Annotated in this window: 17 protein-coding genes; 14 read left to right on the top strand and 3 right to left on the bottom strand. The window is 73.8% G+C overall.

Annotation, left to right across the window (positions count from 1 at the left end; translation table 11 throughout):
• The 7 genes from AB4039_RS20235 to AB4039_RS20205 all read left to right on the top strand — a co-directional run.
• The coding region (locus AB4039_RS20235) for an AAA family ATPase (protein ID WP_442271407.1) at positions 1-1,611 on the top strand (1,611 nt) is incomplete at its 5' end.
• The gene (locus tag AB4039_RS20230) at positions 1,608-3,707 is read left to right on the top strand and encodes an Hsp70 family protein (RefSeq protein WP_442271406.1); all 2,100 of its coding nucleotides are present in this window, start codon (positions 1,608-1,610) and stop codon (positions 3,705-3,707) included. The genes AB4039_RS20235 and AB4039_RS20230, both read left to right, overlap by 4 nt.
• On the top strand, positions 3,707-4,897 hold the full coding sequence (locus AB4039_RS20225) for a TRAFAC clade GTPase domain-containing protein (RefSeq protein WP_266845780.1): 1,191 nt from the start codon (positions 3,707-3,709) through the stop codon (positions 4,895-4,897). The genes AB4039_RS20230 and AB4039_RS20225 overlap by 1 nt, the downstream gene beginning before the upstream one ends.
• A complete protein-coding gene (locus AB4039_RS20220; RefSeq protein ID WP_266845781.1) occupies positions 4,894-7,413 on the top strand; it encodes a GTPase-associated protein 1-related protein in 2,520 nt (839 codons plus the stop codon). Before AB4039_RS20225 ends, AB4039_RS20220 begins: the two co-directional genes overlap by 4 nt.
• Positions 7,414-7,419: 6 nt before the next feature.
• On the top strand, positions 7,420-8,970 hold the full coding sequence (locus tag AB4039_RS20215) for a TRAFAC clade GTPase domain-containing protein (RefSeq protein ID WP_266845782.1): 1,551 nt from the start codon (positions 7,420-7,422) through the stop codon (positions 8,968-8,970).
• Positions 8,971-9,097: 127 nt separating this feature from the next.
• Positions 9,098-11,944, top strand: coding sequence for a SpoIIE family protein phosphatase (locus AB4039_RS20210; RefSeq protein ID WP_266845783.1), 2,847 nt, complete (start codon positions 9,098-9,100; stop codon positions 11,942-11,944).
• Between the two features lie 255 nt (positions 11,945-12,199).
• Positions 12,200-13,204, top strand: a complete 1,005-nt coding sequence (locus AB4039_RS20205) for an ABC transporter substrate-binding protein (RefSeq protein WP_442271405.1) — start codon at positions 12,200-12,202, stop codon at positions 13,202-13,204.
• Positions 13,205-13,231: 27 nt separating this feature from the next.
• On the opposite strand, the gene AB4039_RS20200 is transcribed toward AB4039_RS20205, so the two are convergent.
• Positions 13,232-14,188, bottom strand: coding sequence for a DUF4344 domain-containing metallopeptidase (locus AB4039_RS20200; RefSeq protein WP_442271404.1), 957 nt, complete (start codon positions 14,186-14,188; stop codon positions 13,232-13,234).
• 483 nt (positions 14,189-14,671) lie between these two features.
• Between AB4039_RS20200 and AB4039_RS20195 the strand changes: the two genes are divergently transcribed.
• The 3 genes from AB4039_RS20195 to AB4039_RS20185 all read left to right on the top strand — a co-directional run bounded on the left by AB4039_RS20195 (position 14,672) and on the right by AB4039_RS20185 (position 17,795).
• On the top strand, positions 14,672-15,424 hold the full coding sequence (locus AB4039_RS20195; RefSeq protein WP_266845786.1) for a DUF4142 domain-containing protein: 753 nt from the start codon (positions 14,672-14,674) through the stop codon (positions 15,422-15,424).
• A gap of 9 nt (positions 15,425-15,433) precedes the next feature.
• A complete protein-coding gene (locus AB4039_RS20190) occupies positions 15,434-16,849 on the top strand; it encodes a DUF1996 domain-containing protein (protein WP_266845787.1) in 1,416 nt (471 codons plus the stop codon).
• Positions 16,850-16,982: 133 nt separating this feature from the next.
• Positions 16,983-17,795 (top strand): RNA polymerase sigma factor, encoded by an 813-nt coding sequence (locus tag AB4039_RS20185; protein ID WP_442271403.1) that lies wholly within the window; start codon positions 16,983-16,985, stop codon positions 17,793-17,795.
• Between the two features lie 100 nt (positions 17,796-17,895).
• On the opposite strand, the gene AB4039_RS20180 is transcribed toward AB4039_RS20185, so the two are convergent.
• Positions 17,896-19,125, bottom strand: coding sequence for a PucR family transcriptional regulator (locus AB4039_RS20180; protein ID WP_266845789.1), 1,230 nt, complete (start codon positions 19,123-19,125; stop codon positions 17,896-17,898).
• 634 nt (positions 19,126-19,759) lie between these two features.
• Here AB4039_RS20180 and AB4039_RS20175 point away from each other — a divergent pair.
• From AB4039_RS20175 to AB4039_RS20160, 4 genes are all read left to right on the top strand, one after another.
• Positions 19,760-20,875 carry a hypothetical protein gene (locus AB4039_RS20175; RefSeq protein WP_442271402.1) on the top strand — a complete coding sequence of 372 codons (1,116 nt, stop codon included), beginning with the start codon at positions 19,760-19,762 and terminating at the stop codon, positions 20,873-20,875.
• Positions 20,872-22,320, top strand: a complete 1,449-nt coding sequence (locus AB4039_RS20170; RefSeq protein ID WP_442271401.1) for an NADH-ubiquinone oxidoreductase-F iron-sulfur binding region domain-containing protein — start codon at positions 20,872-20,874, stop codon at positions 22,318-22,320. The genes AB4039_RS20175 and AB4039_RS20170 overlap by 4 nt, the downstream gene beginning before the upstream one ends.
• Before the next feature lie 155 nt (positions 22,321-22,475).
• Positions 22,476-23,522, top strand: a complete 1,047-nt coding sequence (locus AB4039_RS20165; RefSeq protein ID WP_442271409.1) for an SCO0930 family lipoprotein — start codon at positions 22,476-22,478, stop codon at positions 23,520-23,522.
• Positions 23,523-23,612: 90 nt separating this feature from the next.
• Positions 23,613-24,221 carry a hypothetical protein gene (locus tag AB4039_RS20160; RefSeq protein WP_442271400.1) on the top strand — a complete coding sequence of 203 codons (609 nt, stop codon included), beginning with the start codon at positions 23,613-23,615 and terminating at the stop codon, positions 24,219-24,221.
• 77 nt (positions 24,222-24,298) lie between these two features.
• Here AB4039_RS20160 and AB4039_RS20155 read toward each other — a convergent pair whose 3' ends face one another.
• Positions 24,299-25,213, bottom strand: a complete 915-nt coding sequence (locus AB4039_RS20155) for a cobalamin-binding protein (RefSeq protein ID WP_266845793.1) — start codon at positions 25,211-25,213, stop codon at positions 24,299-24,301.
• Positions 25,214-25,334 lie beyond the last annotated feature (121 nt).

Here is a 25,334-nt window from a genome sequence, read left to right as displayed (position 1 = left end):
GAGCGGGACCGCGGCCGGGAGCGCCTGCTGGCGCCCCGGCAGTCGGGCCGGCCGCGTGCCTTCGAGGACGTCGTGGCCACCGTGCACCGCCTCGTGGCCTCGCCGGACGCGGCGACCGCCTTCGTCTTCGAGGACGTCGACCACCACCTCCCTCCCGGCCAGGCCGAGTCCCGCCTGGGCTACCTGAGGCTGCGCGCCGCGATGACGGAGGCCGTGACCCCGCACGCGGCGCCCGGACCGGCCCCGCACGCGCGCAACGCGGTCCTGTGCGCGGTCGGTGACATCGGCCGGCTGCCCGGCTGGTTCCACCTGGAGGACCCCCGGATCGCCGCACTGCACATCGGCCCGCCCGACCCGAGCGAGCGCCGTCTGTGGCTCAGCTGGCTGCGGCGCTACTTCAACGGGGGGCAGGACTCCTCCCGCGCCGACCTCGAAGCCCTCGTCGGCGCCACCGACGGCATGGCGGGCTGGGACATCGACTCACTGGCCAGGACCTCGTGGCTGCGCAACGCGCCCGTGCGCAAGCCGGACCGGCTGCTGGAGCTGCACCGGCTCAACGTGAGCGTCGATCCGTGGACCCAGCTCGACCGGGAGACCGTCGCGGGGGCCGCGAGGGCCCTCGGCACGAGGGTGGTGGGGCAGTCCACGGCCGTGAACGCCGTCGCCTCGGCCCTCCAGTCGGCGTTCGTGGGCGTCGACTTCGGCAGTTCGGGTACGGCTCGCCCCCGGGGCGCGTTCTTCTTCGTGGGACCCACCGGCGTCGGCAAGACCGAACTCGCCAAAGCCGTCGCCGAGTTGATGTTCGGGGACCAGAGCGCCTACGCCCGCTTCGACATGAGCGAGTACCAGCAGGAGCACGCCGCCGAGCGGCTGGCCGGTGCGCCGCCCGGCTTCATCGGCCACGAACAGGGCGGCGAGCTGACCCGCCGGGTGCAGGAACGGCCTTTCAGCGTGCTGCTCTTCGACGAGATCGAGAAGGCCCACCCCAAGGTCCTGGACAAGTTCCTGCAGATCCTGGAGGACGGCCGGCTCACCGACGGGCGCGGTCAGACGGCGCACTTCTCCCAGTGCCTGATCATCTTCACCTCCAACACGGGCGCGGAGCAGGTCCAGAGCCTGCTGGAGGAGCGGGGCGAGCTCTCGTACCGGCAGCTGGAGGCGCACTTCACCCGGGCGGTGGAGGACAAGTTCCGAACGATCGGCAGGCCCGAGATCTATGGGCGGCTCAAGCCGGGAGTGGTCGTGTTCGACATGCTGCGCCACGAGCACGTCGTCAGCATCGCCGACCGGCTGCTGCGCCAGCTCGCCGAGTCGGTCCGCGAACGCCACCGCCTGGAGCTGGTCCCCGACCCGGACACCCTCCACCCGTGGATCACGGACCGGATGTCGGACCCCGAGCACCAGGCTTACGGGGGACGGCAGATCCGCAACGAGCTGGAGGTGGTGCGCTCGGCCGTCGTCAGCCACCTGCTGACGCACCGGCCGGATCCGGGCAGCCGGATCCGGGTCGGCATCGCGGCCGACGGTACGGCGCGGGTCGCCCCCGAGGGCGCGTGGCGGGACGGCGCCGCCGCGGCGTCGCGCGCGGACGAAGGGGGCGGACCGGCATGATCGCCATCGACCTCGGGCACCGGTACGGGCGCGTCGCGCGGATCGGCCCCGACGGCCGTCCCGAAGTGACGACGGCCGAGCTGACGGGCGTGGACGGGGTGCTCGACCCGGTCCGCGCGCTGCCGGGGCTGCTCGGCGCGTCCCGGGCCGAAGCGGGCTCCCCCGCCGTGGAGCCGGAGCGCGCGGCCCTCCTCGGGCTCCCGGTGTCGGGCGGGCGGGAGGACGAGCTGCGCTACGCGGTGGAGCGGGCCGGACTCGACGTCGCGCGCGTCGTACCGGAGCCCGTGGCCGTGGCCCTGCACTACGGGGCGGTCGCGGAGGGCGTGGACCACACGGTGCTCGTCTGCGACCAGGGGGCGACGACGCTGGACCTGAGCGTCCTGGCGATCGCCCCCGACCTCACCGTGCACGTGGTCCGCACCCTCAGCCTGCGGCTCGGCGGCGACGCCTGGGACGCGGCGCTCGCCGCGGCGCTGACCGGGGGCCTGCCGGAGGGCGCGGACCCGCTCGGGGCCGCGCGGACGCTCCGGGAAGGGCTCGACGGGTCGGACGTCGCCACCGCGTCCGCGGCGGACGCGGGCGGCGGGGGGCACCCGCTGACCCTGGAACGCGCCGCCTTCGAGCGGGCCGTGGCGCCCTTGCGGGAGCGCGTGCTCGCCGCCGTCGCGGAACAACTGACCACCGCGGAACCGGCCGTGGACACGGTGCTGCTCGCCGGCGGGATGGCCGCGGCGCCCGGGCTGCGGGCCGGGATCGAGGCCCTCCCGGCCGCGCGGGGCCTTTCGGTGCGCTGCGACCGGCCCGGACTGGCGGTCGTGCTCGGGCTGTTGTCCCTGCGGGACTTCGGCGTCCTGCGCGTGGTCACCGGATCCGCCGCGCCGTCGGCGCGGGCCGGCGCGTGGTACGCGGGAGCGGACCCCGGTCACGCGCGCGGGGAGGCCGGGTACCCCGGCCGGGACGCCGCCGGTGTCCGGCCGGACCCGGAGCCCGCCGTCACCGCGACGGACCCGGAGCCCCGCGACGGGCGCCCCCGGGCGCAGGACCCCGAGCCGGGGTCACGGCAGGGCGGCGCCCCGGCCGTCCATGACACCGGGCCGCCGGCGGGGGAGGCCGGCGCGGGCGGATTCCGGAGCGCCTCCGGACCGCCCGAGTCCGAGGGGGCCGTACGGGCGGAAACCGGGCCGCCGGACGCCGATCCGCCGCCCGCCGGGGCTCCGCACGCGCCGTACACCGGACCCGGGTACGACGAAGCACCCCCCGCGCAGGCCCCGGACGACGAAGCGCCCCCCGCCGGGCCCCCGTACAGCGGACCGTCCCCCGCCGGGCCGACGTACACCGGACCGCCGGACACCACCCCCGCGGAGGCTGCGGAGCCGCCCGGGGCCCGGGCCGCGGACCCGCCCGGCCGCGGCAGCCCGTACGACACCACGGCCGGGGCCCCGACGGGTTCCCCGTCGGAGCCGCGGGCCCTGTTCGCGGTGCCGGTGGACCAGCTCCAGGCCATCCGGCGCGGGGACCACCTCCTCGTCCTGTGGGCCTGGCCCGGGGACGCCCTGAGCGCACGGGTCCGCTGGCGCCGGGAGGGAGGCACCGCCGGTGCGGGCCCCGGCGCCGGGGACGTGGTGTGCCGGCGCCGGGTGTACGAGCACGACGGCGGGTTCGACCTGGCCGCGGGCCGGGAGGCCGTCATCCTCACCGTGGAGGCCCTGGTCCCGGAGCTCCACGAGGGCTGCGAGGGCGCGTCCTCGCTGGTCGTCCCCGCCGCGCCGCCCGTCGTCGCGTACGAGCCGATCGTGCGCCGGCGCCTCAAGGGCCGGGTCGCCACGGTCACCTTCACCTCGGCGACCGGCTGTGACCTGCCCGGTCTCCGCATCGTCCACAGCCTCGGCCGCTTCCGCCCCACCAGCACCGCCGAGGGCACCGTCCTGCACGAGGTACCCGCGCAGCGGCTGACCGCCGGCGCCCCCATGACCGTGGAGTTCCCGCTGCCCGCCACCCGCGGTCCGTCCTGGCTGGTCTGCTTCCCGGCGGACGCGGGCACCGACTCCGGAATCGACATCCGCCCGACGGCGCTGCACAGACTGCGAGTCACCTGATGGCCAAACGCCTCACCTGCCCCTACTGCTACGAGGGCTTCACCCCGCGGGAGATCCGCTTCCGCTGCAACAGTCGGCTGAGCCGTACCGGGAAGCAGTGCGCGCGCCGCCGCGACCAGGTGCTCGACCAGCGCAAGGGACCGCGCCGCAGCCACGACCTCGGCCCGGACTTCGCCGCGGACGGCCGCAAGCCCACGGCCGTCTGCCCGGACTGCGACGGTGAGAGCACCTACCGGATCTGCCCGGTGTGCCACTCCGAACTCCCCGTGCAGTTCGGCATGGTGGAGAACCGCCTGATCGCCATGGTCGGCCCGAAGGCGTCCGGCAAGACCGTCTACATGACCGTCCTCCTCCACGAGGTGCGCCACCGGGTGGGCGAGTCCTACGGAGCCGCCCTGATGGGCACGGACGACGCGACGATGAGGCGCTACGGCTCCGACTACGAGGACCGTCTCTACCGCGACAACCAGATGTTCCCCGGCACCCAGACCGCCTCCACCACCCTCAACCGGGTGGACCCGCTGGTCTTCCGGTTCGGCCTGCGCCGGCGCACCCTGCTCGGCGAACGCCCGCAGCACACCGTCCTGTCGTTCTTCGACACCGCCGGCGAGGACTTCAGCTCCCGGGAGAGCGTGGAGCTCAACACCCGGTACCTGTCCAACGCCGACGGCATCGTGCTGCTGCTCGACCCGCTGCAGATGCCCGGGGCCCGCGACAACGCGCTGCCGGGTACGCCGCTGCCCGGCACCGAGGGCCTGGACTCCCCCTTCAACGTCCTCTCCCGGGTCACCAGCCTGCTCCTCGCGCCCCGCTCCGGGCGCTCCGACCGGTTGCTCGACACCCCTGTGGCCGTCGTCTTCTCGAAGATGGACGCCTTCTGGCACCTGCTCGAACCCGGCAGTCCGCTGCGCGACCACGCGCCCTCGCGCGGCCGGTTCGACGTGGGTGACAGCCTCAGCGTCCACGAGGAGGTGCGCCGGCTCCTCAAGGACTGGGACGGGGTTCCCATCGACCAGCTGCTGAACAACCACTACTCCCGCTACCGCTACTTCGGCGTCTCCGCCCTCGGCCGCAACCCCACCCCCGACGCCCGGGTCGCCCCCACCGGCATCCAGCCGTACAGGGTGGCCGACCCGCTGCTGTGGCTGCTGAGCGAGTTCGGCTCGGTGCCGAAGGCGGGCCGGGGATGAAGCACTTCCAGCAGCTCTACTACACCTCCTGCGAACACGGACTCAGCGGCTTCTCCGGCTTCCAGTTCAATGCCGTCAGTCCGGGCGTCACGGCCGAGACCCGGCTGGCCGTGGAGGCGCTGGCCGGTTACGAGCCGCCCCGCTCGCTGGTGGAGTCGGACACGCCGGAGTCGCTGGAGCGCTGTCCGGTCAACCTCTGCTACCGGCCCCACGACCGGGCGGGGCGCAGCGCCACCGCCCTGTGCGTCCAGTACGTGGGCCGCGACTCCGCCCGGCGTTTCGGCAACTACTTCGCCCACGCCCTGCACAGTGAGGACTTCCCGGCGGCCGGGGGCGGACTGCTGCCGATCGAGTTGTGGAACTCGCCGGTGTGGACCCGCGCCGTGTCCCCGAGGACGGAGCTCCCGACGCTGGCCGGGCCCGCTCCCGGACCGCTCGATGTCCGGGCCGTGGGCGCGTTCCTGCGGGGCCATCCCCACGCGGCCCGGCTGCCCGGGCTGCTGGCCGCCGTGTTCGCCGCGCTGACCGAGCACGGCTCGGTGGTGGTGGTCGACCGTTCGACGGAGGAGATCGCGCACTGGTTCGCCGCGGTCTCCTACCTGCTGCCACCCCGGCTCTCCCGTGGCCTGTCCTTCGCCACCTACGTCCTGCGTCCGGCCCGCAGCCGACTGCACCTGATCGGCACCGTCCCCGAGCCGCAGCTCGCCTTCGCCCCGGACGACGAAGCGGCCTACACGGTGTTCGACTTCGCCCGGGGCGTGTTCCCCGAGGTGCCCGTCCCCGCACTGGTCCGGCTCCTGACCAGGATCGGTGTCGGCTCCGTCCGGCCCGTCTGGTCCTGGACCGCGGACTACGCGGAGGGCGGGGAGGAGACGCCGGACGACTGGCACGCCCCCGTCGCCGCGGCGGCGGTCTCCGGCGGCATCGCGCTCACCACGGCCGACGTGCACGCGGTGGTCGACTGGCTGGCCGGGGCCGGTCATCTGGGGGCGCGCCGGGCGGCCGTCGCCGCGGACATCCACCGCGAGCACCGGGGCCTGGACGACGCCCGGCTGACCGCGCTGAGCGCGGCCGCGAAGGCGGGCGGTGACAGCGCGGTCCACCAGGAGATCGAGGGAAAGCTGTGCGGGCTGCGCATGCGGGCCTACACGACCGCCGCCGAGGACGCCGTCGAGCCCGTACCGATCACCGATGCGGTGGCCCGCGAACAGGCCGCCGCCCTGTGGGAGCGGCTGCTGGAGACCGAGGTGCGGACCGCGCGCGAGCGCACGCGCCTGCTGCTCTGGGCCGTCGGCACCGGGCTGCCGGTACCGCGGCGGGTCATGGCGCGCGAGACCCTCGCCCTGTCCCACGCGCTGCTCGGGGCCATGGCGCCCGCGCCGGCGTTCCGGGACGAGGTGGCCGACCTGGTGCGCGTCCTGCCGGTGATGAGGGCCTCGCTGGCCACGGCGGTGGAGGAGGCGCTGGAACGACGCCCGGGGCAGGAACAGCTCTTCGCACAGTTCCCCGCCGAACTCCTGCACGAGGGCGACCTGATGGGCCGGCCCCTGCTCCTGGAGCACCACCTCCGGGCCAGGGCCGAGCGCGATCCCTCGAACACGGTCCCGATCATGTTCAGGATCCTGGAGATCCGCGGACGCACCTCACCCGACGAGGAACTGCTGCGCGCCCTCTGGCGGCAGCCCTCGCGCACCTGGACGCACCGGGAGGCGTCCCGCATCGCGGCGGAGCTGCCCCCCTCGGAACCGGTGGACGCGGCGGTCGGCGAGTGGTTGGACCGCGCCCTGAGGCAGGACATCGGGGAAGACGACGAGGACGCCCTCGCGGACTGTCTCCACCTGTGCCGGGTCCTCTCCCAGCCGCACCGCTTCGCCTGGCTGCCCGCGGGCGCCGCGGAGCACGTACGCGTCACCCTCGGCCTGGAGGCCGCGCTCCGCGAGGCCCGCGAGGCCACCGAGCTCCTCGCGGAGTTCGTGATCCCGGAGACCGGCCGGTGGGCGGCGCCGCGGGAATTGAGGCGCCGGTACCTGGTGGCGGCCATGCTGCGCCTGCCCGCCGATGTCGGCCGGCTCCGCGGCCGCCTGACGGAGCTGGAGCACCGCGACCTGGACCAGTACCTGTCGTTCCTGGGCCTGCGGATGGCGGGAGGCGGACCGGTCGACGACGTCCTGCTCAGTCATGTCGCCACCGTGGCCACGCTGCCCAGGGAGGCCCGGCTCACCCAGGCCCAGGAGGAGACGGCCGCGGGGCTCCGGGCCCATCCCGAAGGACACTGGCGCGCGACGGACCTGGAACGGCTGGAGCGGGTGGTACGGCCCCACGGGGCCGCGCTCGCCGACCACTACGCCGGGCGGGCCGAGGCCCGGCGACCCGGCCCGAGGGGCCCGTCCCGGTGGTTCTGGCCCTTCGGCCGGAGCGAAGCACCCGCGCCCGCCGACCCGCCGGACACCCCGGCATCGGGCACGTCCCGTAAAGCCCGCGCATCCCGCCCATCCCGCGAGAAGAAGGGCCGGTGACACCCGGTGGCCGAAATCGGCAGGTTCGTCCTGCTGCCCGTCCTCTTCCTCGCCGGGCTCGCCGCGTACCTGCCCTTCGCCCCCCTCATCGCCGCCCTGCGGGGCCTCGCGCTGGCCGTGCAGGTGCTCAGCGGGTACGGACGGACGCTGGTCGGCGTCGTGTACCGGCGCACCCCCGAGTTCCGGACGCTGCCGCCCTACCGCCCCCAGGACGAGGCGGTGAAGGCGTACCGCAACTACTTCTTCGGGCCGGCCTCCCGCGACCTGCGCCAACTGCTCACGCTGGAGGGGCGCTCGTACGCCACCACGGTCGGCGATGCCTTCCGCGCCGTGACCTCACGGCAGTTCGTCGCCCCGGCGCGGCACCGGGCGTTCACGATTCCGTACGGCCTGACGCTGTACCTGGGACTCTGCGCGGGCGCGGCCGCGGTCCTGCCGCTGCTCGGTCTGCTGCTCGCCCTGCACGCGCTCGTCCTGGCGCTGCTGACGGCCGGAGCCCGGCTCCTCGCCGGCACCCTCAGGGCCGTCGACCGGTCGGTGCTGTGGATGAAGCGGCTGCGCACCGGAATGCTCTGCCCGCACTGCTTCGAGCGGGTGCCCTACCCGGCGTACGACTGCCCCGGCCCCACCTGCCGGCGCCGGCACGCCGACATCCGCCCGGGGACGTACGGCATCTTCCGGCGCCGCTGCGAGTGCGGACAGCGCATGCCGACGCTGCTGATGCTGATGGGCCGTAACTCACGGCTCCAGGCGTACTGCGTCCACCCGCACTGCGGGAAGCCGATGAACACGGACGCCGGCCACATGCCCGAGGTGGTGATTCCGCTGATCGGCGGACAGGCTGCGGGCAAGACCCAGCTGATGGCGGCCATGCTGCTGTCCCTGGAAAACGCCGCGGCCGACGGCGGTCCGGCGATCACCCTCGCCGACGAGGAGTCGGACGCCAATTACCAGGTGCTGCGCGAGGTACTGCGGATGCGGGGGCACACCCGTGCCACCCAGAAGACCCTGCCGCGGGCGCACTCCTTCGTCCTCGGCGGCGGCCGGTCCCAGCGGCTGGTCCACCTCTTCGACACGGCCGGCGAGCGGTTCGTCGACCGCGAGGACACCGACGCGCTGCGCTACGCACGGGCCGCGCGCACCTTCGTCTTCGTGCTGGACCCGATGGCGGTGAAGGCCTTCTGGACCACCATGGAACCGCCCCCCGGCCCGCTGCTGGACCGTACCCTCGGCTCCACGGTCGATCCGGAGGAGGTCTTCGCCCGCTCGGTCCAGGCCGTGGCCGCGATGGGCGCGCCCCTGCGGCGCTCGCGCCTCGCGGTCGCCATCAGCAAGACGGACCTGCTCGCCGAGCACGGCCTGGTACCGGCCGCCCTCGAAGACGGTGACGGCGCCCGGACCTGGCTCCGTGAGGCGCTCGGCCTGCACAGCCTCGTCCAGGCCATGGATCTGAACTTCCGGGAGGTCCGCTTCTTCCGCACGGCCGCGGTGGCGGACGAGGAGGCCGGGGTGGACGGCAGCGTCGGGGGGTTCGTCGAGTGGTGCCTGCGCGGCTGACGCCGGCCGGCCGCGAGCTGGACTGCACCCCAACGGCATGGACCTGACCTGCGGGGATGCCAGGATCCCGGGTGCCGGTCCGGTCGCCGCCCGCTGCCGACAGCCCGTAGAGGTTAGAAGATGGACTATGAGCAACTACCTGGGAGGCCTCCGGCGCCGGCTGCTCCGCTCGGCTCCGAGCCCCTCGGCTCCCGCTCGGTCTTCCCCCTCGGCACACCGCCGGGAGGGGCAGCGGGAGCGGGCCCCGTCCCCCGGGGGAGGGTCTCGGCGGCCCCAGCGCCTGTCCTCCCTCCTGAGCGCGCGCAGCGTGGCCGGCGAGGTGTTCCTCCTCCAGCTGGCCGTCGTGGTCCTGCTCGTCGCCGCCGCGGTCCTGGCGCTCGTGGTGCAGGCCCGGAGTTCCGCCATGCTCGACGCCCGGCACCGTACCCTCGCCGCCGCCGGAACGTTCGCGGAGTCCCCGGGAATGGTCGCCGCCCTGCACAGCGCCCATCCCAGCGCGGTGCTCCAGCCGAGCGCCGAGGCGGCCCGRAAGATCGCCGGGGTCGACGGCCTGAACGTGTACACGCTGGACGGGGTCACCCTCGCCCACAGCGACCCGCGGCAGCTCGGCAAGCGCGTCGTCGGCCCCTTCGCCTCGGCGGCGGCCGGCAAGTCGTTCACCGAGACGTTCGCCGGGTCCCTGGGGCAGTCCGTGGTCTCCGTGGTCCCCGTCAAGGACGCCCGGGGCAACGTCATCGCCATCGTCTCCTCCCCGGTCACGGTCCAGAACGTCCAGAGCATGGTGAACGGGCAGCTGCCGGTCGTCCTCGGCAGCGCGGCCGCGGTGCTCGCCCTGTCCGCGGGCGGCACCGCCCTGGTGAGCCGCCGGCTGCTGCGCCGGACCCACGGCCTGGGACCGGAGGAAATGACGAGGATGTACGAACACCACGACGCGGTGCTGCACGCGGTCCGGGAGGGCGTGCTGATCGTCGGGGACGGCGGGCGGCTGCTGCTGGCCAATGACGAGGCGCGCCGGCTGCTCGATCTGCCGGGGGACGCGGAGGGACGCCCCGTCACGGACCTGGGCCTGGAGGAGGGGATCGCCGAGCGGATCACATCGGGCCGTTCCGCGACCGACGAGGTGCACATGGCGGCCGATCGGCTACTGGCCGTGAACATCCGGACCACCACCCCGTACGGCTCGGCCGGTACCGTGGTCACGCTGCGCGACACCACGGAGCTGCGGGCGCTGTCCGGCAGGGCGGAGGTGGCCCGCGAGCGGCTGAAACTGCTCTACGACGCGGGCGTGCAGGTGGGAACGACCCTGGACGTGGAGCGCACGGCGCAGGAGCTGGCGCAGGTGGCGGTCCCCCGGTTCGCCGACGTGGTCACGGTCGACCTGCTGGAGCCGGTGTTGCGCGGCGAGGAGCCGCCCGATGTGAACACCGAGATGCGCCGCACCGCCGCCGAGGGCCTCCAGGGCGACCATCCGCTCTACCCCGTCGGCCGGCTGATCCGGTTCGTTCCGTCCAGCCCGATGGCCGCCGGGCTGGCCGGCGGCCACGCGGTCCTGGAAGCGGACCTGCACGCCACCCGGCACTGGCGGGAGCAGGACCCGGCGAACGCCGAGCGGATCCTGGAACGCGGCATCCACTCCCTGATCGCCGTACCCCTGCGGGCCCGGGGCGTCGTGATGGGGATGGCCGGCTACTGGCGGGGGAAGGACGCCGCGCCGTTCGACGAGGAGGACGTGTCCTTCGCCGAGGAGCTGACCGCACGGGCGGCGCTGTCCGTCGACAATGCCCGCCGTTACACCCGCGAGCACACCGTGGCCGACACCCTGCAGCGCAGTCTGCTGCCCCGTGGCGTCCCGGAGCAGTCCGCCGTCGAGGTCGCGCACCGCTACGTGTCCGCGCAGGCCGGTGTGGGCGGCGACTGGTTCGACGTCATCCCCCTGCCCGGCGCGCGGGTGGCGCTGGTGGTCGGCGACGTCGTCGGGCACGGTCTGTACGCCGCCGCCACCATGGGCCGCCTGCGTACGGCCGTGTACAACTTCTCCACCCTCGACCTGCCTCCGGACGAGCTCCTGAGCCACCTGGACGAGCTGGTCGCCCACATCGACACCGACCAGCAGGAGTGGCAGGGAATCACCGGAGCCACCTGCCTGTGCGCCGTCTACGACCCCGTCTCGGGGCGGGTGACGGCCGCCACCGCCGGCCATCCGGGCCCCGCCATGGTCCTTCCCGACGGCAGCGTGTCCTTCCCCGAGGTGCCGGTCTCCCCACCGCTGGGCCTGGGCGAGGGCCTGCCCATGGAGACCGCGGAGCTGACCCTGCCCGAGGGCTCCCTGCTGGCGCTCTTCACCAACGGGCTGATCGAGGGCCGCGACCGCGATCCGGACACGGGCCTTGCGGCGCTGCGCGCCGCCCTGTCCGGGCCCGCCCGGACGCCGGAGGAAACCTGCACCGCGGTGATCGAGGCGGTGCTGCCCACCCGGCCCAGCGACGACATCGCGCTGCTGGTCGCCCGCACCCGCCGGCTGGACCCGGCGCGGATCGCCGAGTGGGACGTACCCCCCGATCCAGCGCAGGTGTCCCGGGTGCGCAACGCGTGCGCCCGGCGGCTGGCGGACTGGGGCCTGGAGGAGATCGCCTTCACGACGGAGCTCATCCTGAGCGAACTGATCACCAACGCCATCCGCTACGGGAGCGAGCCCATCCGGGTGAGGCTGCTGTACGACCGCAGTCTGATCTGCGAGGTCTCCGACGGGTCGAGCACCTCCCCGCACCTGCGCCGGGCCGAGGAGACCGACGAGGGCGGCCGCGGCCTGTTCCTCGTCGCGCAGTTCGCCCAGCGCTGGGGCACCCGCTACACGGACCGCGGCAAGATCATTTGGAGTGAGCAGGCCCTCCACGAGGCGGTGGCGGGGGGTGCGCCGTCCGCGACGCTCCCGGGGGAGGCGCTCCTGGCCGGCTGGGACGACGAGCCGCTCTGATACGCGCCGGGCGGTGGGAACGGCAGCGGACACCACCGGCTGGAACTGCGCTGCCGGGGGCATCGAACGTACGCTGGTCTCGACCGGTACGCGCCCGCCCGCCATGGAGCCTTAGTGCCCGCACCTCGTCTCCGGACAGCCGCCGTCGGAGTCTGCCTCGCCCTCGCGGCGGCGCCCCTCGGCGGCTGCGGAGACGAACCCCCCGCCGCGCCCAGGACCCCCGCGACGGCCACATCCGCCGCGGACGCCGGGGGCATGGCGGCACTGACCGCGGCGGCGAAGAAGGAGGGATCGCTCCACACGATCGCGCTCCCGAACGACTGGGCCAACTACGGCGCACTGATCGACGGCTTCGAGAAGAAGTACGGGATCAAGGTCTCGGTGGAGAACCCGGAGGGCAGCAGCCAGGACGAGATCAACGCCCTGAAGGAGCACAGGCGCGACGGCCGCGCCCCCGACGTGATCGACGTGGGGGGCTCCTTCGCCCAGTCCGCGGCGCAGCAGGGCCTGCTCGCACCGTACAAGGTCGTCCCGTGGGACAGCATTCCCGAGGAGCAGAAGGACCCGCACGGCCTCTGGTACAACAACTACGGCGGCTACGTCTCGATCGGCTGCGACGCCAAGCGCGTGAAGAACTGCCCCGCGACCTTCGCCGATCTGCGCAAGCCCGAGTACAAGGGCAAGGTCGCGCTCAACGGCAACCCGACCAGGTCGGGCTCCGCCTTCGCCGACGTGTACGCGGCGGCCCTGGCGAACGGGGGCTCCTTCGACGACATCCAGCCCGGTATCGACTTCTTCGCCGAGCTGAGCAGGAGCGGCAACTTCATCCCCGTCGAATCCACCCCGACGACGATCGAGAAGGGACAGACCCCGATCAGCATCGACTGGGACTTCCTCAACCTCGGATACGCCGACGAATTCCGCAGGAAGGGCGCGGACGTCGACTGGCGGACCGCCATCCCGTTCGACGGCAGTTTCGCCGAGTACTACGCCCACGGGGTGAACAAGGACGCCCCGCACCCGGCGGCGGCACGCCTGTGGCAGGAGTACGTCTTCAGCCCGGAGGGCCAGAACATCAGGCTGGGCGCCTACGCACGCCCCGTGCTCGTGGACGCCATGGCGAAGGACGGCACCCTCGACAAGGCCGCCGCGGACAATCTGCCGACGGTCGAGGGCACGCCGACGTTCCCCACGGAGGCGCAGCGGGAGAAGGCGAAGGAGACCGTCAACCGCAACTGGGCCGAAGCCGTCCCGGAGTGAGGGCCGGGCGGCCCACGGGGGTTCCGGTCATTGCCTGCGGCGCAGCTCGTCGAGCTGCTTCTCGAAGGCCTTCGTCTCCGCGATCAGGCGCTCGCGTGCGTCCTTCTGCCGCTCGTCGCCCCGGCTCTTGAACACCTCGGTGAAATGCGGCTGCAGCTGGGTCCACCAGCCGTGGTCCAGCATCGCCCAGGACTGCGGGCACAACGGGGCACGGGTCTTCGGCAGGTAGCCGGTGCCGACCAGGGGGGCGTGGAACTTCTTCGGGTCGCTCCCCTCCAGGTAGCACAGGAAGTTGAAGACCCGTTGCTGGGTGACGGGGTGATCACCGGAGAGCCCCTCCAGCGTCAGCCGGCCCTCCCTGCGGGCGATCTCGTCGAAGAGGACCGCTGCCGCCAGCGTCGGACCGGCCCCCACCTGGTTGATGGTGGAGAACGACGCGTACCCGTCGGCGGCGTCCTCCTCCAGGCCGAGGTTCGCCAGCACCAGCTGACGCTGCAGGGCATGGCCCAGCTCGTGACCGAAGATGAACCGGGCCGACAGCGCGGTCAGGTCGTCGGCGTTGAACTGGTCCGCGGGGAGCGGGGCAGGACGCTTGACGGTCTTGACCACGTCACCGAGGGTCTTTTCGATCTCGGTCAGGAACGCCGCCGTCACGAAGATCGTCCTGCCGTCGGGCTGGGTGACCGCGTCCGTGACCCCGGGCGGGACCTTGTCGGTGACCTTCACGACCAGGTCGTGCGGGAGGGCGAGCGCCTCGTTCACCCAGTCGGCGGCCTGCTCCAGCACGCCGGACCTGCGGACCACGTCCACGGCGTGCCGGTCCTTCGGCTTGATCGCGTCGTCCTCGTAGACCACGGTGACCTCGCCGCCCGTGGCGGCCGCGCCGCCGTCGACGCCGCACGAGACGGCGGCGAAGCCGACGGCGAGCAGCGCCCCCACGGGAGCGGTCCGCAGCAGGGCCGTGTACCCACCGGCGCTCGACACCCCGGCCGGCTCCTCTCGTTCGTCACGACGCGGCAGCGAGCGCGTGCGCGCCCGAAGGGGACCCGAGCCCGAGAACCCGGCATGCGGATTATGATCGAAGTGGCTTTTGTCCACAAGCGCCCTTTTAGCGCAATTTCCTTCCCTCGATTCGGGGCAGCGGTGAGCCGCTGGACGAGGGCCTGATCCGCGCCTCGATCACCGGGACCGACTACGGCGTCGCGGAGGTGCTGTGACCGCGTGTCGAGCCAACGGCCTTGCCCTGAAGGGTTGTTGAAAGGTCGAACGCGGCAAGATAGCAGTCTTTCGAGGACTTGCCCGGATGTTTATCCGATGGTGATGGTCCTTCCTCCGTGACGCCACACCGGGCACTAGCGTCCCGTGGCACCCCAGGAGAGCCGGATGTGCGGGTGTGCACCGCACGGCACGCGCCGGCGGCCGGCACGGCCCCGACTCTCCTGCAGGACCACGGAGCAAGGAGGCAATGTGCTGTCATTCCGGCGGCGATCCGGCAGCGGCTTGTCGGTGGCCACGAAGTACACGATCGGAAGCGGCCTGGTCATCAGTGCCCTGGCCGTCACGCTGATCGCGCTGCTGATCCCCGTGGCCAAGTACGGCGACCGCGCCTCGGCCGCCACGACGGGACCGGCGGCACCGGCTGCGGGGATCGTGGACGACGGCGCCGGGATCATGAGCACGGCGTACGGGCCGCTCACCCCCACCGACCGGGACTTCGTCCGCAAGGTGCGGCTCGCCGGGCTCTGGGAGCTGCCCGCGGGGCGGCAGGCCCAGCAACGCGGGACGCGCCCCTCCGTGCGCACGGCCGGGGAGCACCTCGTCATGGGCCACACCGACCTCGACCGCCAGGTCCTCCAGGTCGGTCAGGCCCTCGGCATCGACCTCCCCGACCGGCCCAGCGCGCAGCAGCAGGGCTGGCTCGACCAGATGACGGCCGCCCAGGGCAACGAGTACGAGCGGCTGTTCGTGCAGTTGCTGCGGCGGGCGCACGGCAAGGTGTTCCAGCTGGTGGCGCAGGTCCGGGCGCAGACCCGGAACTCCATGGTGCGGGCCCTGGCCACCTCGGCCAACACCACGGTCCTGGACCACATCTCGGTCCTGGAGGAGAGCGGGCTCGTCGACTTCGACTCGCTCTCCGACGCGAGCCCGGCCCCGTCCTCCCCCTCCTCCCCGGTCCACCAGGGGGCGTCGTCCCCCTCCGATGTCCGATCGACGAAGTGAAGTGATCACATGAGTCAAAAGGGCCACAGGCGCCCCCGGTTGAAACTCCTGGCCGCGGCGTGCGCGCTGGTACTGGGCGGCGGCGGGGTCGCCGTCGTCGCGGGCAACGCGAACGCCGGCCAGGACGCCGGCCGCACCGGCGAGGTGACCGCGACCATCGACTGTCCGGACGTGGGCGACCGGCTCACGGACGTACCCGACCAGGCGCGGGCCGAGGTCGACCAGAACCTCGCCCAGCTCGACGGCCAGGTCGCCGACGCCTACCGGCAGCTCGCCGCGGGGCAGGTGAGCAAGAAGAAGGTCCAGAAGGACGCGCTCCTGGGCCGGCTCAAGGACCAGCGCTCCACCACCATCCGGCGGGTGTCCGACGTGATCGGCCGTTCCGCCGGACGCCCCGAGGGGCTGGACGCGCTGAGCGGATGCGCCATGAAGGAGGCTCCCGCGGAAGCCGACCCCGGTGTCGGCGCGGCGGCCGACGCGGCGGTCGCCGCCGCGGCCGACCCGGCACGCGATCCCGACGCCGCACGCAGCATCGGGCAGAAACGGGGGCCCGCCCAGAGCGACTTCGTCTCCATCGCCAAGGTACGGCCGAACGTGAACGCCCCCGCCGCCGGGCGCGGCGCCTCCACCGGCTCGTTCTCCTCGCAGTGCGGGCGCAACGAGAACGGCCACTTCAACCCCGACAACGTCATCGTCGCCCCCGGCGTCTCCAACGGCGCCCACCACATGCACGACTACGTGGGCAACAAGACGACCAACGCCTTCTCCTCCAACAACAGTCTCGCGGCCTCCGGAACCACCTGCGGCAACGGTGACCAGTCCGCCTACTACTGGCCGGTGCTGCGGCTGCGCGACGGGAAGGCGGAGCGGGACGCCAAGGCCCCGGGCGGCGGACAGGACGCCAACGTGGGCACGATCCTGCGGCCGAAGCAGGTCACGATCGACTTCAAGGGGAGCCCCGTCGGCCAGGTCAAGGCGATGCCGCGCTTCCTGCGCATCATCACGGGTGACGCGAAGGCCTTCACCAACGGCACCGCCAACGCCAACGCCTCCTGGAGCTGCACCGGTTTCGAGGACCGGCAGCTGAAGGACAAGTACCCGATCTGTCCGAAGGGCAGCGACGTGGTGCGCACCTTCACCTTCCAGAGCTGCTGGGACGGCCGCAACACCGACAGCGCCAACCACCGTACGCACGTGGCCTTCGCCGACAAGGCGGGCCGCTGCCCGAAGGGTTTCACCGCCATCCCGCAGCTGGTGCAGCGGATCACCTACGGGGTCGCGCCCGGTGCCCGCTTCGCGGTGGACAGCTTCCCGGAGCAGCTGCACAAGCCGGTGACCGACCACGGCGACTTCATCAACGTCATGTCGAACGGGCTCATGGCCCAGGCCGTGAGCTGCATCAACGGCGGGCGCACCTGCCGCTGACGCAATCCGGGACGGGCGCCGGCCCGGGGCTCGTCCCGGGCCGGCACCCGTACGTCCGTACCCCTACGCGTACGCGTCCGGTGCCCGCGGCCGCCCGGACGGACGCCGAAAGAAAGCGGCGAGGAGGAGTGCGATGCCCGGATCACGCGAGACCGCGGACCGTCCACGTCCGCCGGAGGGGGAGCAGGTCGCTGCGCCCCCCGACGCGGAGCTCACCCGGCGCCTGCGCCTCCCCGGCGGCGATGCCGAGGAGGCGGCCGTGCGTGAGCTCCTCTACCGGCGGCACCGGCACGCCGCCCTCGCCTGCGCGCGCACCTGCTGCCGTACCCCGCAGGACGCCGAGGACCTGGTGTCGGAGGCGTTCTTGCGGACCTTCCAGGCCGTCCGCTCCGGCTCCGGGCCCCGGGGGCCCTGGCGCGCGTACCTGCTGACGGTGGTCCGGCACACGGCGATGGAGTGGCGCGACCGCGCCGTACGGACCCTGCCGACCGCGGACTTCGACTCCTGGTGCCGGCAGGCGCCCGGCGGCGACCCGCAGGGACAGGTGATGGCCGACGAGGACCGCCGGCTCGTGGTGCGTTCCTTCCGGGCGCTCCCGGCGCGCTGGCAGATCGTCCTGTGGCACACGCTGGTGGAGGAGGAGTCCCCGCACCGGATCGCGGCGCGGCTGGGCATCACCCCGAGCGCGGTGAACTCGCTGGCCTTCCGGGCCCGCGAGGGGCTGCGGGAGGCGTACCTCGGCGCCCATCTGGACGCGGCGGCGGGCGGCGGGCGGTGCGGCCACTACAGCGGCATGCTCGGCACGGCGGTCCGGCGGGGCGGTACGCAGCGCCCGCGAGGGCTGGTCCGCCACCTCGCGGAGTGCGGCCCGTGCGCGCGGGCCTACGCGGAGCTGCTCGACCTCAACGCGACGCTGCGCGGCGCCCCGGCGCCCTTGTCGGCGTAGGCCGTTCGCCCCTCCGCGCGCGAACGGCGTCCGCCCGGCCTCCCCGTGGTACGGGGAGGCCGGGCGGTTCCGGTGCACGGGCGGCGCGTCCGCGCGGTGCTCAGAGGCCGTTGACCCGGGCCATCCGTCCGACGACCAGGGGGGTGAAGTCGGCGGTGACGACACGCGCCGTCCGCCGGCCCACCCGCGAGTGCTGGCGGCGCACCTGGGCCATCAGGCGGCGGCTGCGCAGGGCCATCTCCAGTTCGAAGCGGGTCCGCGGATCGCGCAGACCGGGTCCGAAGAGCTTCTCCAGCTGCCGCATGCGGTAGCGCACGGTCTGCGGGTGCACGCTCAGGGCCTTGGCCGCCTCGGGGGCCCCACCGCCCTCCAGCCACGCGAGCAGGGTGACCTCCAGGCGCTCGCTCTGGCGCGGGGTCAGATCGGCGAGGGGGCGCAGCCAGCGGGCGGCCAGCGCGTGGGCCAGGGGCTCGTCCTGGAGCAGCAGGAGCGTGGAGAGGTGGTCGTCCACGAAGACGGCGCGGGCGTCCGGGCCGCCGCGGTTGGGGGTCAGGGTGAGCAGACGCAGGGCCCAGCGCAGTGAGGAGGCGGTGTCGCGGAGGGGGACCGCGTGGCCGACGGCCGCGAACCGGCCGCGCAGCGGGGGTTCGAGGGCGGCCCGGGTGTCCGGGTCGGGGCTGGGGAGCAGCAGGCACGGCCGGCCGGCGAACATGCCGGGGAGGGCGTCGTCGAGGACGGCCGCCAGTTGCTGGGTCTCGCCGGGCGTGGCCAGCGCGATGGCCCGTACGGCCACCGGGAGGGGCCATCCGGCGGCCTCGGACAGCTCGGTGAGGGAGGCGTGGGAGGCCACGCGGTCGTCGGTGAGGGCCTTGAAGAGCTCCTGGCGGGCCCGGTCGCGGGGGGCCGTGGGTTCCGGGCGGGCGCCGTGGGCGCCTTCATGGGGGGCCGCGTCATCGTGCCGCGCGGGGCCGTCGCCGTCGGGGCGGCCGTGGGCGTGACCGGCGTGAGCGTCGTGGTCGTGGTCGTGGTCGTGGTCGTGGGCGTGACCGGCGTGGCCGTGGGCGTGACCGGCGTGGCCGTGGGCGTGAGCGCTGTGGCCGTGGCCCCCGTGACCGCCTCCACCAAGGCTTCCGCTTCCGTGACCGTGCTCGCGCACCTCCGAGAGTCCCGGGCCTCGCAGGTCCTCGTGCCGGCCACCGTGGACGGCGTCCGCCGCCACGTCGTGCCGGTCCTCGACCTCGTCCGGCGTCTTCGTGCCGGGCCCGTCGTCCGCCGCGTCCCGCAGTGGCTCGTCGCGGTACCCAAGTGCGGCGAGAAGGGCGTCTTCCACCGCTTGTCGGAGAATTTCGTCATCGATGGCATCGTTGTCATCGACAAGTATGGAAAATCCGGGAATTCCATGCAGAAGCTCCTCCACTATCTCCCCGGCCAGCGCGGGGAGTTCCCTGCGCAGGACACGGGTCCACTCGCCGCGAGGGCGGGACCAGATGCGGTTCAGAAGTTCGCACATCGTTTCCTCGTTCTTGCCGGGGTGAGGCCTGTCCGGTGCAGGAGCGACAGGCCCGCCAAGGTCGCCTGCCTCGCCAACGACCGTGCCTGTAACGACAGTTGCAGCTACCACACGCCCTCCTGGACGGTTCCGGCCACCTTCGGTCCCGCGGGTTTGCCTTGATTTTGCCGTCGGGGACGCGTAGACGACGAGGGGTGCGGTGGCCTGTCACAACCTCCACTGGAGGGGAATCCTCCGGGCTCGTTCGACGCACCGGAGACGGGGTGCGAGAAATTATCACGTTTCGATAAATCCTGTGGAGATGCTGCGCAGCTCCACGATGCTTCTGCACTCCGGCCCCGAGCCCTTCGGCCGACGTGGGAATTCCACAGCGCTGCCGGCCACCATCGACCACAACTCCCGGGCGCCGAGCGCCAGGTGGAGTGCTCGGAGCCCAGGCGCACAGGAGAACTGGATGCCCCTGCCCCAGCCTCACATGCCCCGCTCCCACAGAGCCCGACGCGGGAGCCGCCACGCCGCGGTGGCCCCGGCCGCGGGAAAACGGGCCGTCCGGCGGCCTCCGCTTCTGCCCGTCGCGGGGCGGCTGCGCACCAGCGTGGTCTGCGCCTCCCTCGCCGCTCTCGTCTCCCTGATCGTGGCGGCGCGCGCGGGCGCGCTGACCCATCTGTGGGACTTCCTCGACTTCGGGTCGGGCGTGCTCTCGCTCGTCTCCCTCACCTCCACCGTCCTGTGGGGGCTGGTGGCCACCGACCGGGTGCTCCTCGGATCGGGGCACCGGCTGCTCGCGCAGGGCGTGCACCGCGGGCTGGCCGTCGCGGGGCTGGGCTTCCTCGCCCTGCACATATGGGTCAAGGTCACCGAGGGCCACACGGGCGCCACATCCGCGCTGGTGCCGTTCACCGACGCGAACCGGCCCGTCGTCATCGGCCTCGGCACCCTGGCCGGATATCTCTTCGTGAGCGTGGCGGTCTCCGGCGCCCTGCGTAGTGTGTTCGCCACCAATCGCCGCTCCATGTGGTGGCGGGCCCTGCACATCGGCGCGTACCCGGCGTGGGGGGCCTCCCTCGTGCACGGGCTCAAGGCGGGCCGTCCCGCCGACCTTTGGGTGACGGCGGCCTACGTCCTGGGCGTGGCCGGTGTGATGGGGCTGCTCGCCGTACGGCTGCGCACGCGCAGGCGCGAGGCGTCCGCCCCGGCGAGCGCCCCGCAGTCCGCCGCGGCCACCCGCAGCGCCCGCGGCCCCCGTTCCCGGGGCTACTCCGTACGGGACGTGCCCCTCACGGGGCTGGTCGCCGGACGCCGCGGCGGGCCGGCGGGTGCTCCCGAAGGCTCCGCCCGACCGGCCGCGGCGACCGCACCCGTCGCGCAGGGCGCGCAGTTCACCCAGGACACGCAGGCCATGCAGGTGACCCAGGCGCTGCAGGCCGTGCAGGTGACCCAGGCCATGCAGGCCGTGCCGCCCCAGCCCCAACACCCGCCGTACGCCGCCGCCTACGGACCCGGCCCGTCCGCGGACGCCGGCGCCGCCACGGGCTTCGGCCCGCTCGCCGGGCGGGAGGGCCGGCGGTGAGCGAAGCGCCGCGCCCCGGCCTCGGCTGCGTGGGCACCCCCCGGCTGCTGACCGGACTCGACCGGTTCCCGCGGCTGGACCGCGATGCCCACGAGGCCGCGCACGGACCGCTGCCCCGCTACCGCCCGGACGAACTCGTCGACCTCGCCGCCGACATCGACCTGCGGGGCCGCGGCGGGGCGGGCTTCCCCTTCGCCCGCAAGCTGCGCGCGGTCACCCAGTCCGCGCGGGGACGCGACGGGTTGACCGCCGTCGTCGTCAACGGCAGCGAGGGCGAGCCCAGTTGCCTCAAGGACAAGGCGCTCCTGCTGCACGCCCCCCACTTGGTGCTCGACGGTGCCCTGCTGGCCGCCGCCGCGGTCGGCGCCGAGGACGTGGTGATCGCCGTGACCCGCCCCGACGTGGAGCGTTCGGTGCGCGACGCCGTCGCCGAACGGGGCCGGGGCGGGCGCCAGGTGCGCGTGGCGCTGCTGCCCGAACGGTTCGTCACCGGCGAGGGCACCGCGATGATCAACGGTCTCAACGGCGGCGCCACGCTGCCGTCCGGGCAGCGGGTGCGCACCAGCGAGCGCGGCCTCGGCGGGGTGCCCACCCTGCTGTCGAACACCGAGACCTACGCCCAGCTCGCCGTCGCCGCGCGGCTCGGCGCCGCCGGTTTCCGGTCGGCCGGGCTGCCGTCCGAGCCGGGCACCGTCCTGCTGACGGTCGCCGGCTCGACGGTCATCGAGGCCCCGACCGGGACCTCGTTGGCGTACGTCCTGGAGCTGTGCGGTTTGCGCCCCGGGCAGGGCGTGCTCGTGGGCGGTTACCACGGCCGCTGGCTGGATCCCGGCTCGGCCCTCGGCGCGGAGGTGTCCCGGCAGTCCCTCGCCGCCTTCGGTGCGGTCCTGGGGGCGGGCGCGGTACTGCCGCTGCCCGAGGACACCTGTCCGGCGGGCGAGGTGGCCCGGGTGACGCGCTGGATGGCGAACGAGTCGGCGGGCCAGTGCGGTCCCTGCGTACGGGGCCTGCCCGCGCTGGCCGACGTACTGGAGGCGGCCGTCGCGGGCGGGGGCCGGAGCGCCCTCGAAGCGGTGGAGGCGCGGATGCTCGGGGTGCGCAGACGCGGGGCGTGCAGCCACCCGGACGGCACCTCGCACTTCGTGGCCTCGGCCCTCGCCTCCTTCCCCGACGAGTTCCGCGACCACGCGCTCGGCAGCGGCTGCGGCCGGCGGGTACTGGGGGCGCTGCCGCTGCCCGACGACGAGAGCCCGGAGCGGCTGGTCGTGGACTGGACGCTGTGCAAGGGGCACGGGCTGTGCGTGGACGTCCTGCCGGACGTCGTACGGCTCGACGCGGACGGCTATCCGGCACAGGCCTCCATGCCGGTGCCGGAGCGGCTGCGACCCAAGGCGCTGCGCGCCGTGCGGCGCTGCCCGGCGCTCGCCCTGCGCATCCAGGAATGAGCCGCGCACGGCCCCGCCGCACCCCCGAGTTCATTCTTGGCGCGATCTGACAAATTCCCGGGGATATTCGTTTCGGGGGCTCCGGGCCCCGTATCAATTACTCAGGCAATGCGAACAGACGCGGGACCCAAACCGAAGGAGAGACCGTGAAGAGAATGCGCCGTGAAATACTCGCCGGGTCGGCGGTCGCGGTACTGCTGCTGACGGCCGGGTGCGGGCTCTCGGACAAGTCCTCCGCGAAGGGGGATTCCGTGCAGCCGGTGGGTGACAGCAAGGCGCTGGACGCCTACGGCTCGGGCTACGGCTCGGGCTCCGGATCGCTGCCGGGGTACGGAAGCGATACCGGGGCCGCGCCGGCCGGCGGGGCCGCGGCGGCCGGCAAGGGCGGGGCGGCCGGGGAACTGAAGGTACGGGAGGCCGCGGACCTGGGCTCGGTGGTCACGGACGCCGAGGGGTTCACCCTCTACCGGTTCGACAAGGACACGGCGAAGCCGCCCAAGTCGAACTGCGAGGGGGACTGCGCCAAGGTCTGGCCCGCCGTGTCGGCGGACGACGCCTCTGCCGGGGCGGGGGTCAAGGCGGACCTGCTCGGTTCCGTGACCCGCGCCGACGGCACCCGGCAGCTGACGCTGGGCGGCTGGCCGGTGTACCGCTACGCGAAGGACACCAAGGCGGGCGACACGCTCGGCGAGGGCGTCGGCGGCACCTGGCACGCGCTGGGCCCGGACGGGAAGCCGTCCACCGCGTCCAAGGGCGCGGGCGGCGGGGGCATGGACATGGGCACCGGCGCGGGCATGAACACGGGCTCCGGGACGACGGAACAGCCGCCGGCGCAGCCGCAGGTCTCGCTGTCGGTGCGGCAGAACGCGCAGCTCGGTCCGATCCTCGCCGACGCCCAGGGGCGCACCCTCTACCGGTTCGACAAGGACAGCGCCTGGCCGATGAAATTCGGCTGCCTCGACGCCTGCCTCGACACCTGGAAACCGGCCCCCGCGATCGACAAGACGAAGGTGAACGGAATTGCCGCCGGATTGGTCGGATCGGTGAAACGGCCCGACGGTTCGGAACAATTGACGATCGACTGCTGGCCGGTTTACACATTCACCGGGGACAAGGAACCCGGAGACATCAACGGACAGAACAAGCAGGGCCTCTGGTTCGCCGTGACCGACAAGGGCAAGAAGACGAAGGCGGCCGGATAGAGCGGCCCGCACCCCCGATCCCGTGGTGCCCGGCCCCCCTCCCCGTCGGGCACCACGACCCCCTTCCCGATCCGTCAGCGAGGTTGTCCCATGCCGTCCACCGACCGACCGACGGGCCGCCTCCTGACGGCCGTTGCCGTGATGTGCGCCTCGCTGCTGTGCGGGGGCTGTGGCGAGAGCCGGCCGCCGCACGGGGCCGACGCGGCGGCCGGCTCCGTACCGGCGGCGAAGGCCGCCCCGGCCTCCCCGGGCGCCCCAGGCGCCCCAGGCGCCCCAGGCGCCCAGGGCGCCCCGGGCGCCCCGGGCATCTCCGTGGAGGAGATCGCCGGCGTGCTGGGCTGCACCGCCGAGCTGAGCGTCGAGGCGGACGAACTGCGCCAGGGAGCCTGCGAGACGGCGCAGGGCGCCTACAGCGTGGCCACCTTCGCCGCGGATCAGGGCCTGCGCTCCTGGCTGGCGGAGACCCGGACCTACGGCGGCGTCTACCTGGTCGGCGACCGCTGGGTGGTCACCGGCCCGTCGGCGCAGGCCCTGACCGCTCTGCACGACCGGCTGGGCGGCACCCTCGAAAGCGGCACCTCCCACGAAGGCCACTCCCCCTCGGCCGCCGACCCCTCGGCGGCCGGCACCTCAGCGGCCGACCCCTCGGCGGCGGAGCACTCCCCCGCGGAGCACTCCTCCTCCGCCCACGGCCACTGACGCCCCGCCGCACCGGGTCCGGCCCCGGTGCGGCGGGGTCGGCCCGCCCGCTCGGCCCGCCCGCTCGGCCAGCCCGCTCAGCCCAGCCGCCGCGCCTCGGCCGCGGTGACCGGCTCGCCCGCCCGCACCCCGTGCAGGACGTGCGCCAGCACCTCCGCGCCCCGTACGACGCGCGGGCCGGGCCGGTTGAAGTACGCGGGCCCGTCGAGCACCCAGACGTTGCCCGCCCGGACGGCCGGCAGCTCGGCCCAGCCGGGCAGCTCCGTCAGCAAGTGGCTCTCGCGCAAGGTGCGTTCGGGCGCGAAACCGCAGGGCAGGACCAGCAGCACGTCGGGACGGGCCGCCCGGACCGCGTCCCACGTCATCGGCACGGTGTGCTCGCCGGGCGCGGCGAGCAGGGGTTCCCCGCCGGCCGCGGCGATCTGGTCCGGGACCCAGTGTCCGGCCGGCCAGAGCGGGTCGAGCCACTCCACGGTGACCACGCGAGGGCGGGGCCGTCCCGCCGTCAGCCGCTCGACCTCGTCGAGCCGGGCGCGCAGCGCGTCCCGCCTCCGCTCCGCCTCCGCGCGCACGCCGAGCAGGTCGCCGACGGTGACCAGGCATTCCAGTACGTCGTCGAGGGTGCGCGGTTCCAGACTCAGGACGCGGGAGCCGGCGTCGAGGACGCGCACCGCGCGGGAGACCGCGGCGTAGGAGACGGCGCAGACGTCGCAGAGGTCCTGGGTGAGCACGACGTCGGGGGCGAGTGCGGCCAGTGCCCCGGTGTCGAGGGTGTAGAGGGAGGAGCCGGAGTGGGCGGCCCCGCCGACCGCGTCGGAGATCTCCCGGCTGCTGAGTTCCTCGGCCGTGAACTGCGCCCGGGTGACCACGGGTACGCCCTCCACCTCGCGCGGCGGCCAGTCGCACTCGTGGGTGCGGCCGACCAGATCGGCGGTGAGACCGAGCTCCGCGATCATGTCGGTGGCGGCGGGCAGCAGGGAGACGATGCGCATGGCGCGACTGTAGCCCGGCGGCGGCCGATGCCACCGGCGAGGGGGCGGGACACGGTGGACGGGGCGTCAAGGGGCGCGGCGCGTCGGCCAGTTGTCCGGAATTCCGCTCATTCGTGAGGAG

This window comes from Streptomyces sp. M-16 (assembly GCF_052114405.1).
In the GTDB taxonomy this organism is placed as follows: Bacteria; Actinomycetota; Actinomycetes; order Streptomycetales; family Streptomycetaceae; genus Streptomyces.
This window is presented reverse-complemented; position numbering and strand designations above follow the sequence as displayed.